The sequence below is a fragment of the Nesterenkonia sp. DZ6 genome (genome assembly GCF_022565835.1).
In the GTDB taxonomy this organism is placed as follows: Bacteria; Actinomycetota; Actinomycetes; order Actinomycetales; family Micrococcaceae; genus Nesterenkonia.
The window spans coordinates 442329-455445 of sequence record NZ_JAJOYW010000001.1 but is presented as its reverse complement, the minus strand read 5'-3'; the positions used below and the strand labels follow the sequence as shown (position 1 = coordinate 455445).

Sequence of the window (13117 nt, the reverse complement as noted above, 5' to 3'; positions counted from 1 at the left end):
ACGGCGTTGACAAGCAAATATTGGGCTATGGTGTAATTGGCAACACAGCGGTTTCTGGTACCGTCGTTCTAGGTTCGAGTCCTAGTAGCCCAGCGGAGACGCTTACATGGTCTCTATCACAGCAGGATCGGCCCTCGGCGACGGGGGCCACAGCTATGGAATACGGCCCCATCGTATAGCGGCCTAGTACGCTGCCCTCTCACGGCGGTAACGCGGGTTCGAATCCCGCTGGGGTCACGGCCGTATGTCCCCCACGCTCCTCGGAGCGCGGGGGACATACATTCCACAATGCAGGACCCTCCCGCCGCGCGGGAGGCACAAATTGATAGGGCCCCATCGTATAGCGGCCTAGTACGCTGCCCTCTCACGGCGGTAACGCGGGTTCGAATCCCGCTGGGGTCACCACGGCTCCGCAGCGCAGACCCCGTGTCTGAGCAGCGGAGGCTGAGGAATTTCTCATCGCAATGCCCGTCCCTTGAGGGGGCGGGCATTATGCGTCTCTCCGGTTGTCGTCCGGCGAGCTGATGGTGGCCGAATTCCCTGCCCGGTCTCGGCCGCCGGCGGCTACGCCAGCGCGGTCCCGGTCAGGGCGAGCGCGACCCACATGCCGTTGAACACCATGTGAACCAGCACGGCGCCCCAGATCCGACCGGTGAAGAGCACGAGCATGCCGCAGGTCAGACCGACGAGCGCGAGGTAGACCGGTTCGTCCCAGCGGTTCATCCCGTTGACGGCATGAAGCGCCACGAAGGCAGCGGTGGAGGCGAGGATGGCGAGCAGGCCGGCCTCCACGCCGCGTCGGGCCATGCGGTACACGGACACCAGCACCACGCCGCGGAAGAGGAACTCCTCCACCAGCGGCAAGATCAGCACGGGCGCGAACAGGCCGAGGAGCAGCCACGTCGCGTTGATGCTGAGGTCGCCGTTGAGGGTCGGGTAGGACGGCAGCCCGCCAGGACTGCCGGCGGCCACCTCGAGCCATCCCTGCACGATGCGCAGCAGGACGCCGAGGCCGAGACCCCACAGGATGTCGGTCCACCGGAAGCGAAAGAGGCCGCGGGGACGGGAGCGGGCAATGGCGATGACCACGGGCACAGCCATGCCGATCCACAGCAACAGGGACGACAGCACCGGCCCGAGCGGAGCTTCCAGCTGGGTCCGGGCAGCCACCGAGAGCACCAGGGCCGCGCCGACGGCGACCGCGGTGTAGGCGAGAACCGTGCCGTTCCAGGCGCGTGCCGTCCGGCTGCCCTCGAGCCAGGTCCGTGTCCCGCGGGCCCGCCGCTCAGCGGAGGAAGCGTGCTTCACCGCGACGGGCGTGACGTGCTCTGGGGTGGGCGGTTCGATGCGGCTGGTGGTGCGATCCGTCTCGACGGCGCAGTTTGGGGACTTCACCCGGCTAAACCTACCTGAGAGACGCGGGCGTGGCCGTGGGTCCGCTCGCGTGCCACGGCTGATCATTCGGCCGACAGGGCGAGCCTGTGGATTGCCATAGGATGGCCCCCATGGTCAGGAAGCGACAGCATCGGCGCAGAGGCGCAACAAGACGGGTCTCTGCCGGACGGATCGTGCTCGCGCTGGTCACCACGCTCGCGCTCGGGTTCGTGGTCGTGCTCGCCTGGGCCGGAGTCGGTGCCGTCCGCGCGCTGCCGCACATCGAGCGCGCCCAGCAGGTGGCTGCAGGACTTGACATGCAGTCCGTGCTCGCCGGCGACACGTCGCAGGTCGACGAGCTGCAGAACGAGCTGGCCGCCGCACGCAGCAACACGTCCGGGCCTGCGTGGAGGCTCGCCGAGGGCGTGCCGTGGGTGGGCCCGCAGTTCACCGCCACACGCACGCTCACCGAGACGCTCGACGATCTCGCCAGCGATGGGCTTGCCACCGCGGCCGAGGCCGGTGACGGGGTGGACGCGCTGCTGCCGCGCGAGGGCCAGGTTGATGTCGCCGGACTGAGCGCGCTCAACGCGCAGGTCGAGTCGGCGCTGGTCTCCGTGACCGACGCTCGCGCCCGCCTCGCGACGATCGAACCAGCCGGCGTCGTCGGTCCGCTGCGGGACGGCACTGCGCAGATCGATGAGCTGCTCGCTGAGATCGAGCCGACGCTCGAAGGCACCTCCCGTGCGACCTCGCTGCTGCCCGGGTTCCTCGGCGCCGAGGGGCAGCGCGAGCACCTGCTGCTCCTGCAGAACAGCGCCGAATGGCGTTCCCAGGGCGGCATCATCGGATCGGTCATCAAGCTCACCGCGACCGATGGGGAGATCGAGTTCAGCGATCAGGTGCCCGCTGTCGACTTTGCCATCAGCGAGGGTGCCATCACGCCGCTCGAGTTCGACACCGAGCTGATCTTCGGCGACCGGCCCGCTCGCTACATGGCGAACCCCACCATGATTCCCGAATTCGCCGAGGCCGCGCACGTGGCTCGCGAATTCTGGAAGGCCGATCAAGGGGGCGACCCGACGGGGGTGATCGCGATCGACCCGGTCACGCTCTCCTACCTGTTGGAAGCAACGGGCCCGTTGGACCTGCCCACCGGCGACGTGATCTCCAGCGAGAACGCGGTGCAGCTGCTGCTCAACGAGGCCTACCTGCGATACGAGGACCCCGCCGAGCAGGACGTATTCTTCGGCGTCGTTGCCGACGCCGTGTTCGAGGCCCTGCTCAGCGACGACGTGGACCCGGTCACCGCGGTGCAGGCCATCACCCGGGCCGTCGACGAGCGCCGCCTGCTGGTGTGGAGCGCCGACGAAGGAGAACGTGCGCTGTTCGAGGACACCACGGTGGCAGGTGCGATGCCGGCGAGTGACGAGGAGAACACCGCGTTCGGTGTGTATCTCAACGACGGCGTCGGGGCGAAGCTCGACTACTACATGGCGGCAGGCTCGAGCGCCGCCTGGTGCAGCGACGCCACGGCATCCCTGCGCGTGACCCTGCGCAACGACGCCCCCGAAGACATCAGCGACTACCCCGCCTACCTGCTCGGCACGTCAGGCGAGGAGACCCGGAGCGGCGTCCCACGCGGGATCAACCGCACGCTTGCCTACGTCTACCTGCCCGAGGGGGCCGAACTGACCGGCGATGCCGGTGAGGCGCAGCTCGCGGGTCAGCACGACGGCCGCAACGTCTACCAGTGGACCACCGACCTCGCGCCGGGCGAGTCCGCCACGCTCGATGTGCAGGCGCAGACGACTACCGGGGACCAGCTGGACATCGTTTCGACTCCCGTGCTGAACGCCGTCGACGTCGACCCGGAATGCTGAACTCACCGTTGCTCGCCGGCAGCCAGCGCCTGAGGCGTACGGCAGATCACGAGCGTCTTATCTTTTCCTTTGGATCGAGCAGGTATCGGGTGTGTATCCCTGAGAAATTTGCATTTCGCCGGTGACGAACCGTAGATTGAATGATGTCACGCAGCCCCAGCAAGATCGGGAGCTGGAGATCCCTGGCGACTCTTCACGGAGATTGCTTTAAACCAATATTCCTGCAGCTTTGAGGTAGACCCCATGAAGAAGACCTTCGCAAAGACCCTTTCAGTCGCCGGCATCGTCGGGTTTGTGGCTCTCGCCCCGGCCCCCGCCATGGCCTACGCACCGACCCCGACGCCTGACAGCATCACGGTTTCGATCAACACGCCCATCACCGTGGTCTTCAGCCCGATCTTCATCGCGGGTGAGGACGTCAACATCGTGCTGACCGGCATCAACGGCAACACCCAGAGCCTCGCCTCTGTCGGTGCAGTCTCCAGCACTGATGTCACCAAGACCGCCGGCCCGAACGGCGACGTCTCCGCTGAGCTCACCTTCAACAGCGACGCCTCGGGCTCCTACGAGCTCACCGCCACCGGCGCCGAGAGCGGCCTGACCGACACGGTCACCATCACCATTGCAGGCACCGACGATTCCGGCACTGATACTGCCGGCACCGGTGCCGATGCAGCCAACACCGGCGTCAACGGCGCCGGCACAGACGGCGCCGACGCAGCAGGCACCGACGCCTTCGGCGCAGACGCAGCCGGCGCCGGCGACGAGCTCGCCGCCACCGGCCCGGGCTCGATCGGCATCCTGGTCGGCGGCGCAGCACTGCTGCTCGTCGGCGGTGCCATCCTCGTCGCTCGCTCACTTCGCAACCAGAAGTCACACGCCTGACAACTAAGCTTCACTCTCTGCGCTCTGCGCCCGCTTCCTGACGGAACGGGCGCAGAGCGCTTTTGTATGCGTGGTCCCGGACCACGCATTGAGGGGCGGATTCTCCGTGCATCTTATGGGCTTTTCGGCCCAGAGTGCGCGGAGAATCCGCCCCTCGACGTGGGAGGAGTGGGTCAGTCGTCTTCGGCCTCGCCGGTGAACTTCAGCACCGAGGAGGAGTCGTCGAGCTCGGCGTCGCCGATGACCACCAGGCCGCCGTTCTGCTCCAGGATCACCGCCGAGACCTCCTTCAGGGAGCCGCGGGAGGAGGAGCGCACCGCGGTGTGGATGTCGTCCTCGACCAGCTGGTGCTTGCGCAGCGCCTTGCGCTGGAACTTGCCCTGGTAGTAGATCAGCACCGGGGGCGCGTCCAGGATCCGGCGCATCTTCGGGGAGCGGCCGCGCATCCAGGCCATGAGCCACTGCAGCAGCACCAGCAGCAGCACCGTGAGTATCGCCTGGCTCAGCGGCACATCGACCGCGGTGAGGGTACGACCGAACGCCGAGCCGATGGTGACCGCCACGATGAAGTCCAGCGGCGTCATCGACGCCATCGTCCGCGGGCCGGAGAGTCGGAGAATGATGAGTAGGGCTATGTAGCCTGCGGTGAGTGTGATGACGGTGTGGATGATGGGATCCCACCCGTCCCAGAATTGGGTCATGTCCATCGGCTGACCCTTTCACCTCGCTGTGTCGGTGTCCACCGGAAGTGTCCACCGGCACAGCGAACACGATGGGGTTGTCCCGTATGCTCCCCGCCTCGACTCGAGAGTGATGAATGTCTCACTGAGAATCGGTGCTCGTCGCGACCTCTTCGGGAACTCGGTATACCTAATTTCGACTCGGCACTAAGTAGTAGGAAGCAGGTCGCCTTGGCATTGACGGTAATTGAACCTATCTTTTGTCTGAGGGTTTTCGACACAGAGGACGCTGTGTATTGTAGAGCCGGACTCTTCGACCGTGGATTGACTGGTCGAAGGCCCGGATGAGGAATGAGAGACGTCTGTCGAGCTGGATAAACTGGCGGGGCGAATTGCATGAGGGGCGGGCGTCCTGCGCCGCGCGATGATGAAGACATGAAGGTGGGGCATGAGTGAACATCACGACGACGCCGACCCCCGGCTGACTCCAGCGGGGCGTCTCCAGGCGAGCTCGATTGCCGAGCCCGAATCTGATCCGGCGTCCAAGCAGGGCCCCGCGAGGCGTTCCGGTCCAACATCCCAGCGGGGGGCCGAGCTGCTGGGCGCCGCCCTCGCAGATGAGCTCAGCGAGGCCGAGCAGCAGGAGCTGGACGCGATGTGCGCGCAGGACCCGCAGCTTGCTGAGGAGCTGAGCGCGCTGCGCGAGTTCCGCACCGCGCTGCGCCGCGGCCTGGGTTCCCGGCATGAGGAGGCCCCGCCGGTCCCTCCCGGCTCTCTGGAGCCGCTGCGGTTCAGCGACCGAGGCATTGAGGTTGACGGGGTGCTGATCGCCCGTGACCGGGGCACCGAGGCGGTCGTGGAGATCGATGGGCTCACCGGCGAGGGCTCCTTCACCGTGGCACTGGTGGCCGCGGATGGGCAGGAGATCGAGTCAGCGTCATTCCTCGGTACCGAAGTGCCCCTCGAGTGTCGGATGGGCTGGGCGGTGCTGCGTGAGGACGTGGAGCGCCTGGAGATCCGCGACGATGCGGGTGTTGCGGTCCTGGCGGCTGAGCTCCCGGATGTCCCGTGACCCTGATGCAGAATGATTCCCATGCAGAATGAGTCCGAGCGCCAGCGATCCTGATGTTGGGTGGCCCTGATGCTGAATGACCCCGACGCGCTGAGCGTGGGGGAGTCCGGTGAGGACGCGGTCCTCGCCGTCATCCTTCAGGAGCTCGGCGATCTACACAGCCGCGAGACCGACCTGGCCGCGCTTGCCCTGGCCTCCGGTGACGACGCGGCGGTGCTGGAGCTCCCCGACGACGGCGCACCCGCCCGCATCGCGCTCACCACTGACACCCTGAGTCAGGACCAGGACTTCCGCGCGAGCTGGTGGACAGCGCCGGATCAGGGCGCCCCGATGGGCCGAGCCGTCGGGCTCAAGGCCGCCGCACAGAACCTCTCCGACCTCAACGCCATGGCGGCGACGCCCATCGCCCTTCTGGTCAGCCTGACGCTGCCCGAAGCCACACCGCTGGACTGGGTGCGCGGGTTCTACCGCGGACTCACCGAGGCGATGCGCCGCGAAGGCGCGCGACACTGCCACATCGCCGGCGGCGACCTCGGCACGGGCCCCGGCATCTCGGTGACCCTGACCGCCGTGGGGCGGCTGCCTGCCGGCCGGGCGCCGCTGCGCCGCACCGGCGCCCGACCGGGAGACCAGCTCGCCGTCTCGGGCCCCCTGGGCGCGGCCGCGGCAGGATTGGCGCTGCTCGAAGCCGGCCACCCCTTTGCCGAGCCGCGGCTCTCCCGGCTGCGCGACGCCCAGATCGCTCCCGCACCGCGCCTGACCACCGGCGCCCAGGCCCTGGCCGCCGGGGCCACCGCCGGCATGGACCTCTCCGACGGACTGCTGCGCGACGCCGGACGGATCGCCCGAGCCTCCGCCGTGCGGGTGCTCCTGGACGAGACGGCCCTGGCTGAGCAGGCTGCTGCTCTGCTCCCGGCCGCAGAGGCTCTGGGACTCTCGGCGACGCAGGCGCACGCGCAGGTGCTGCGCTGGGCCGCCGCCGGGGGAGAGGACTACGAGCTGCTCGCCAGCTTCCCCGCAGACGTGACGCTTCCGGCAGGCTTCCTGAGGGTCGGCGAGATCCTGGACGTCGCAGAGACCTCCGAGGCGGGCGAAGAAGCCGGATCAGACGCCGATGGCGCCCGCGAGGTGGTCCTCACGGGCGCCATCGGTGATCGTGGCTGGGATTCGTTCAGGCGGCGTTGAAGATCCGACCCAGCTGGGCGAAGCGCCAGCCGGCGCCTTCCCATTCTTCGGCGCTGAGCACATTGCGGGCGTCGATGAACTGCTTCTGCGCCACCAGGGGCTCGAGGTCGCTGGGGGTGAGCGCCTTGAACTCGTTCCACTCGGTGGTCAGGACCACCAGGTCCGCGCCGGTGACAGCCTCGATGAGCGAGTCCACGTAGCCCAGGCGCGGGAAGCGCTTGGCCGCATTGCGGTTGCTCTCCGGGTCATAGACGGCGACGTCGGCGCCGGAGCTGAACAGCCGGACGGCCACATCCAGACCGGGGGAGTCGCGGACGTCGTCGGAGAGCGGCTTGAACGCCACACCCAGCACCGCGATGCGCTTGCCGGTGAGGTCAGCGTCGAGGATCTGCTCGGCGAGCGTGACCACCTTGTCGCGGCGGCGCAGGTTGATCTGGTCCATCTCATCCAGGAAGCGCATGGTGTGGTCCAGGCCGAGCTCGCCCACGCGGGTCTGCAGGGCGCGGATGTCCTTGGGCAGGCAGCCGCCGCCGAAGCCGACGCCGGCGTTGAGGAACTTGCGCCCGATGCGGGTGTCGTGGCCGATCGCGTCGGCCAGGGTGGTGATGTTGCCGCCCACGGTCTCGGTCACCTCGGCGAAGGCGTTGATGAAGGAGATCTTGGTGGCCAGGAACGCGTTCGCGGCGACCTTGACCAGCTCGGCGGTCTCGAAGTCGGTGGTGATCCAGGGGGTCTCCCGGCTCAGCGCCTCGGAGTAGACCTCGCGCAGCACGGCCTCGTCGGCCTCATCGGCGGTGCCCACGACCAGCCGGTCGGGACGCAGCGTGTCTTCGACGGCGAAGCCTTCACGCAGGAACTCGGGGTTCCAGGCGAGGGTCACGCGCACACCCTCGGCGGACTCTTCCTCGACCAGGGCGGCCAGCCGCCGGGCGGTGCCCACCGGGACGGTGGACTTGCCGACGATCAGCGCGTCCTTCTTGATCGCCCGTGCCAGCGAGCTGGTGGCGGCGTTGACGAAGGTCATGTCCGCGCCGGTGCCGCCGGCCTGCTGTGGGGTGCCCACGGCGATGAAGTGCACGTCGCCCCAGGCGCCGACCTCTTCGAGATCGGTGGTGAAGCGCAGTCGACCCGAATCCACGTGCTTGCGGATGAGCTCCGGCAGGCCGGGTTCATGGAAGGGAAGTTCGCCGCGGGAGAGCGAATCGATCTTCTCCGGGTCGATGTCCACGCCGAGGACGTTATAGCCCAGCTCTGCCATGCATGCCGCATGGGTGGCGCCGAGGTAGCCAGTTCCGATGACGCTTATATTCTCAATCACGCCCTCATCATAGAGGCGGGACCGAGATTCCTGGGAAATGCCTCCAGGCGGGCGTGCCTCGGTCGGTGTGCCTGGGCTACTGCTCGCCCAGCCCGTGTTCGGCGGCGTCGGGGTTCTTGCGCACCAGCTCGGTGAGCTGATGCGCCGCCTGCACGACGACGCCGGCGTACTGCCGTCCGGGCTGGCGGGTCAGCCGCTCGATCGGTCCCGAGATCGACACCGCAGCGAGCACCCGTCCCGAGGGTCCGCGCACCGGGGCTGAGACCGAGGCGACCCCGGCCTCGCGCTCCCCGAGGGACTCGCCCCAGCCGCGTCGTCGCACCCCGGCGAGCACCGTGGGGGTGAAGCGGGCGCCCTGCAGGCCCTCGACCAGGCGCTCGTGGTCCTCCCAGGCCAGCAGCACCTGGGCGGCGGAGCCGGCCTTCATCGAGAGCTGGGTGCCCACCGGGATCGAGTCGCGCAGCCCGATCGGCCGCTCCGCGGAGGCCACACAGACCCGGGCGTCGCCCTGCCGGCGATAGAGCTGGGAGCTCTCGCCGGTGGCGTCGCGCAGCCGCAGCAGGATCGGGCCCGCCGCGGTGACCAGCCGGTCATCGCCGGCGGCCGAGGCCAGCTCGGCGAGCCGGGACCCGATCACATAGCGTCCACGCACGTCGCGGCTGAGGAAGCGGTGATGGACCAGCGCGCTGGCCAGCCGGTGCACGGTGGGCCGGGCAAGTCCGGTGCATTCCACCAGCTGGGCCAGCGAGGCCGGACCGGCTTCCAGGGCGTCCATGATCATCACCGACTTGTCCACCACCCCGATCCCGGAGGGGGAGTGCAGCGGGCGCGGCGGATCCGCAGGCAGCGTGGGCGGAGTCGTGCCGGCAGCGTCTGCCGGGGGCAGCTTCTGCGCCACCATCCGGCGCGGACCGGTGCCGCCGGCCGCGGAGGCGGCGGAACGGGAGGTCTGGGGCGAGTACTGCTCACCGGGCCGGGGGGAATAGGGCAAAGCTGGCATGTGCTCATGATACTGGTAATCGCCCACGCGATCTCAGATAATGAGACCTGTGCGTGGGGGTATAGAAGCCGCCGTCCAATGGTGGTTCTGTAGAGAGTGAGCCAATCAGGAGGATCCCATGGCGAACAAGCCACTCACGTTGCCTGAAAAGGTCTGGCGCGACCACGTCGTCGTCCCCGGCAAGGAGTCAGACGGTCAGCGGTCCCCGGACCTTCTCTACATCGACCTGCACCTGGTCCACGAGGTGACCAGCCCGCAGGCCTTCGAGGGTCTGCGCCTGGCCGGCCGTCCGGTCCGTCGCCCGGATCTGACCATCGCCACCGAGGACCACAACACCCCCACGCTGGAGATCGACAAGCCGATCGCGGACCCGATCTCGCGGAAACAGGTGGACACGCTGCGCGCGAACGCCGAGGAGTTCGGCGTCCGGATCCACTCCCTGGGCGACGCCGACCAGGGGATCGTCCACGTGGTGGGACCGCAGCTCGGACTCACCCAGCCCGGCATGACCGTGGTCTGCGGTGACTCCCACACGTCCACCCACGGGGCCTTCGGCGCCCTGGCGATGGGCATCGGCACCTCCGAGGTCGAACATGTCCTGGCCACCCAGACCCTGCCGCTGAAGCCGTTCAAGACCATGGCCATCACCGTCAACGGCTCGCTGCGCCCCGGCGTCAGCTCCAAGGACATCATCCTGGCGGTCATCGCCGAGATCGGCACCGGCGGCGGGCAGGGCTACGTGCTCGAATACCGCGGCAGCGCCATCGAGGAGCTCTCCATGGACGCGCGGATGACCATCTGCAACATGTCCATCGAGGCCGGCGCCCGGGCCGGGATGATCGCCCCGGATCAGACCACCTTCGAGTTCATCAAGGATCGCCCGCACGCCCCGCAGGGCGAGGACTGGGACTCGGCCGTCGAATACTGGGAGTCGCTGCGCACCGATGACGGCGCCGTCTTCGACGCCGAGGTGATCCTCGACGCCGACACCCTGGACCCCTTCGTCACCTGGGGCACCAACCCGGGCCAGGGCGTGAGCCTCAACGGCGCGGTCCCGGCCCCCACCGACTTCACCGACGACGTCGCCCGCGAGTCCGCCGAACGCGCGCTGACCTACATGGACCTGGAACCGGGCACCCGGATGAAGGACATCCGGGTGGACACCGTCTTCCTGGGCTCCTGCACCAACTCCCGGATGGAGGATCTTCGTGCCGCCGCGGAGGTCCTGGCCGGCCGCGAGAAGGACCCCGAGATTCGGATGATCGTGGTCCCGGGCTCCGCGAAGGTCCGGCTGCAGGCCGAAGCCGAGGGCCTGGACAAGGTGTTCAAGGAGTTCGGCGCCGAATGGCGCTTCGCCGGCTGCTCGATGTGTCTGGGCATGAACCCGGACCAGCTGGCCCCCGGAGAGCGCTGCGCCTCCACCTCGAACCGCAACTTCGAGGGTCGGCAGGGCAAGGGCGGCCGGACCCACCTGGTCTCCCCGGTGGTGGCCGCCGCCACCGCGATCCGCGGCACCCTCTCCGCGCCCGCCGACCTCCTCGTCCCCGCCTGAACCTCGCTCACCGACCCCTCTGAGCCTCGCTCACCGACACCTCTGAGCCTCGCTCACCGACACCTCTGAGCCTCGCTCTGAACTGCTGAGAAAGTGACCATGGAACCCATCACCACGCACACCGGCATCGGCGTCCCGCTGAAGCAGTCGAATGTGGACACCGACCAGATCATCCCCGCGGTCTACCTGAAGCGGATCACCAAGACCGGCTTCGAAGATGCGCTCTTCTCCTCCTGGCGGAAGAGCCCGGACTTCGTGCTCAACCAGCCCGTCTACAAGCACGGTTCGGTGCTGGTGGCCGGATCCGACTTCGGCACCGGCTCCTCCCGCGAGCACGCCGTCTGGGCGCTGAAGGACTACGGCTTCCGCGCCGTGATCTCCTCGCGCTTCGCCGACATCTTCTACGGCAACTCGGCCAAGCAGGGCCTGCTCGCCGCGAAGGTGGCCCAGCCCGATGTGGAGCTCATCTGGAAGGAGCTGGAGAACAACCCCGGCACCGAGATCACCGTGGACCTGGTGAACCGCACCGTGCGCTGCGGCTCGGTGGACACCACCTTCGAGATCGACAACTACACCCGCTGGCGGCTGCTCGAGGGACTCGACGATATCTCGCTCACATTGCGCGAAGAGTCGCACGTGTTGGCCTTCGAGGAGACACGGCCCGGATTCAAGCCGAAAACCCTGCCAGTAAAGGTCTGACCTCGCCTGATTCCACCCTGCGGGGGCTCGGGCTTGACCGAATTGTTGCCTCCGCCACCGGCGGAACTGGGAAGGGACCCCAGCGGATGTGGTTACAGTGGCAAAGCTACATTCCACGTTTGTCGAAGAAGGGACATCCAGTCCAATGGCCAAGCTGCTCACCGTCCAAGGTGGAAAGCCACTCGAGGGTTCCGTCCACGTCCGTGGCGCGAAGAACCTCGTGCCGAAGGCCATGGTGGCCGCGCTGCTGGGCAGCGAGCCCTCGCAGCTGCGCAACGTCCCGGCGATCAAAGACGTCGAGATCGTCACCAATCTGCTCCAGATCCACGGCGTCAAGGTCGACGCCGACCCGGTCACCAATGACCTCACGCTGGACCCGCGCGACTCCTACAGCGCCGCGCACTCCGAGATCGACGCCTATGCCGGGGACTCCCGCATCCCGATCCTCTTCTGCGGTCCGCTCATGCACCAGCACGGCGAGGCGTTCATCCCCGACCTCGGCGGCTGCCGGATCGGTGACCGCCCGATCGACTACCACCTCGAAGTGCTGCGCAACTTCGGCGCCGTCGTCGACAAATCTCCCACCGGCATCCACATCTCCGCGCCGCGCGGGCTCAAGGGCGCGAAGCTGACCCTGCCCTACCCCTCCGTGGGAGCCACCGAGCAGGTGCTGCTCACCGCGGTGCTCGCCGAGGGCATCACCGAGCTCGAGAACGCCGCGGTGGAGCCGGAGATCCACGACCTGATCGCGATCCTGCAGCAGATGGGCGCGATCATCACGGTCTACACCGACCGCACCATCCGTATCGAAGGCGTGGACCGGCTCTCCGGCTACCGCCACCGCGCGATCACCGACCGCAACGAGACCGCCTCCTGGGCCTCGGCCGCACTGGTCACCCAGGGCGACATCTACGTCAAGGGCGCCGCCCAGCGTGACCTGATGGCCTTCCTGAACACCTACCGCAAGATCGGCGGCGAGTTCGCCGTGGACGACGACGGCATCCGCTTCTGGCACGCAGGCCACGCCCTGAAGCCGCTGGTGCTCGAGACCGACGTGCACCCGGGATTCATGACCGACTGGCAGCAGCCGCTGGTGGTCGCGCTGACCCAGGCCCACGGCGTCTCGATCGTGCACGAGACCGTCTATGAGAACCGGTTCGGCTTCACCGAGGCGCTGCAGCGGATGGGCGCCTCCATCCAGCTGCACCGGGAGTGCCTGGGCTCAAGCCCCTGCCGCTTCGGGCAGCGCAACTTCCTGCACTCCGCCGTGATCTCCGGTCCGGTGGAGCTCACCGGTGCCGAGATCGACGTCCCGGACCTGCGCGGCGGCTTCTCCCACCTGATCGCGGCGCTGGCCGCGAAGGGCACCTCCACCGTCACCGGCATCGAAGTCATCAACCGCGGCTACGAGCACTTCATGGACAAGCTCAACGACCTGGGTGCGGATGTCGTGATGTCCGAACGCTGAG

At 67.9% G+C, this 13117-nt stretch carries 11 protein-coding genes and 3 tRNA genes; 10 read left to right on the top strand and 4 right to left on the bottom strand.

What is annotated here, in order from left to right; all coding sequences use genetic code 11:
* Window positions 1-21 precede the first annotated feature (21 nt).
* The 3 genes from LTH93_RS02055 (at window position 22) to LTH93_RS02045 (ending at window position 405) form a co-directional block, all read left to right on the top strand.
* A tRNA-Gln gene (locus LTH93_RS02055) sits at window positions 22-93 on the top strand.
* A gap of 71 nt (window positions 94-164) precedes the next feature.
* Window positions 165-237, top strand: a tRNA-Glu gene (locus tag LTH93_RS02050).
* A gap of 92 nt (window positions 238-329) precedes the next feature.
* Window positions 330-405: transfer RNA gene (locus LTH93_RS02045), tRNA-Glu, on the top strand.
* Between the two features lie 159 nt (window positions 406-564).
* Here the strand turns inward: LTH93_RS02045 and LTH93_RS13370 are convergent.
* Window positions 565-1395 (bottom strand): CPBP family intramembrane glutamic endopeptidase, encoded by an 831-nt coding sequence (locus LTH93_RS13370; protein ID WP_241469924.1) that lies wholly within the window; start codon window positions 1393-1395, stop codon window positions 565-567.
* 110 nt (window positions 1396-1505) lie between these two features.
* On the opposite strand from LTH93_RS13370, the gene LTH93_RS02035 reads away from it, so the two are divergent.
* A complete protein-coding gene (locus LTH93_RS02035) occupies window positions 1506-3257 on the top strand; it encodes a DUF4012 domain-containing protein (protein ID WP_241469923.1) in 1752 nt (583 codons plus the stop codon).
* Window positions 3258-3500: 243 nt separating this feature from the next.
* On the top strand, window positions 3501-4142 hold the full coding sequence (locus LTH93_RS02030; RefSeq protein ID WP_241469922.1) for a hypothetical protein: 642 nt from the start codon (window positions 3501-3503) through the stop codon (window positions 4140-4142).
* Window positions 4143-4315: 173 nt separating this feature from the next.
* Here the strand turns inward: LTH93_RS02030 and LTH93_RS02025 are convergent, their stop codons facing one another.
* On the bottom strand, window positions 4316-4849 hold the full coding sequence (locus LTH93_RS02025; protein ID WP_241464386.1) for a DUF421 domain-containing protein: 534 nt from the start codon (window positions 4847-4849) through the stop codon (window positions 4316-4318).
* Between the two features lie 421 nt (window positions 4850-5270).
* On the opposite strand from LTH93_RS02025, the gene LTH93_RS02020 reads away from it, so the two are divergent.
* Window positions 5271-5894 (top strand): hypothetical protein, encoded by a 624-nt coding sequence (locus LTH93_RS02020; protein WP_241469921.1) that lies wholly within the window; start codon window positions 5271-5273, stop codon window positions 5892-5894.
* 69 nt (window positions 5895-5963) lie between these two features.
* Entirely contained in the window at window positions 5964-7079 is a 1116-nt protein-coding gene (thiL, locus tag LTH93_RS02015; RefSeq protein WP_241469920.1) for a thiamine-phosphate kinase, read from the top strand.
* On the opposite strand, the gene LTH93_RS02010 is transcribed toward thiL, so the two are convergent.
* Together LTH93_RS02010 and LTH93_RS02005 are read right to left on the bottom strand one after the other, a co-directional pair.
* Window positions 7066-8397, bottom strand: coding sequence for a UDP-glucose dehydrogenase family protein (locus LTH93_RS02010; protein WP_370642632.1), 1332 nt, complete (start codon window positions 8395-8397; stop codon window positions 7066-7068). The genes thiL and LTH93_RS02010 overlap by 14 nt on opposite strands.
* 76 nt (window positions 8398-8473) lie before the next feature.
* On the bottom strand, window positions 8474-9397 hold the full coding sequence (locus tag LTH93_RS02005; RefSeq protein ID WP_370642631.1) for an IclR family transcriptional regulator: 924 nt from the start codon (window positions 9395-9397) through the stop codon (window positions 8474-8476).
* A gap of 118 nt (window positions 9398-9515) precedes the next feature.
* Between LTH93_RS02005 and leuC the strand changes: the two genes are divergently transcribed.
* The 3 genes from leuC to murA all read left to right on the top strand — a co-directional run bounded on the left by leuC (window position 9516) and on the right by murA (window position 13116).
* Entirely contained in the window at window positions 9516-10949 is a 1434-nt protein-coding gene (gene leuC / locus LTH93_RS02000) for a 3-isopropylmalate dehydratase large subunit (protein WP_241464389.1), read from the top strand.
* 99 nt (window positions 10950-11048) lie between these two features.
* Entirely contained in the window at window positions 11049-11648 is a 600-nt protein-coding gene (gene leuD / locus LTH93_RS01995; RefSeq protein WP_241464390.1) for a 3-isopropylmalate dehydratase small subunit, read from the top strand.
* A 145-nt stretch (window positions 11649-11793) separates the two neighbouring features.
* On the top strand, window positions 11794-13116 hold the full coding sequence (murA, locus tag LTH93_RS01990) for a UDP-N-acetylglucosamine 1-carboxyvinyltransferase (protein ID WP_241464391.1): 1323 nt from the start codon (window positions 11794-11796) through the stop codon (window positions 13114-13116).
* Window position 13117 lies beyond the last annotated feature (1 nt).

What these genes read in the sequence shown, in the direction of transcription:
- LTH93_RS02035 (WP_241469923.1), top strand. Translation starts at nt 1,506, where the DNA reads ATGGTCAGGAAGCGACAGCATCGGCGCAGAGGCGCAACAAGACGGGTC.
- LTH93_RS02030 (WP_241469922.1), top strand. Translation starts at nt 3,501, where the DNA reads ATGAAGAAGACCTTCGCAAAGACCCTTTCAGTCGCCGGCATCGTCGGG.
- LTH93_RS02025 (WP_241464386.1), bottom strand. Translation starts at nt 4,849, where the DNA reads ATGGACATGACCCAATTCTGGGACGGGTGGGATCCCATCATCCACACC.
- LTH93_RS02020 (WP_241469921.1), top strand. Translation starts at nt 5,271, where the DNA reads ATGAGTGAACATCACGACGACGCCGACCCCCGGCTGACTCCAGCGGGG.
- thiL (WP_241469920.1), top strand. Translation starts at nt 5,964, where the DNA reads ATGCTGAATGACCCCGACGCGCTGAGCGTGGGGGAGTCCGGTGAGGAC.
- LTH93_RS02005 (WP_370642631.1), bottom strand. Translation starts at nt 9,397, where the DNA reads ATGCCAGCTTTGCCCTATTCCCCCCGGCCCGGTGAGCAGTACTCGCCC.
- leuC (WP_241464389.1), top strand. Translation starts at nt 9,516, where the DNA reads ATGGCGAACAAGCCACTCACGTTGCCTGAAAAGGTCTGGCGCGACCAC.
- leuD (WP_241464390.1), top strand. Translation starts at nt 11,049, where the DNA reads ATGGAACCCATCACCACGCACACCGGCATCGGCGTCCCGCTGAAGCAG.
- murA (WP_241464391.1), top strand. Translation starts at nt 11,794, where the DNA reads ATGGCCAAGCTGCTCACCGTCCAAGGTGGAAAGCCACTCGAGGGTTCC.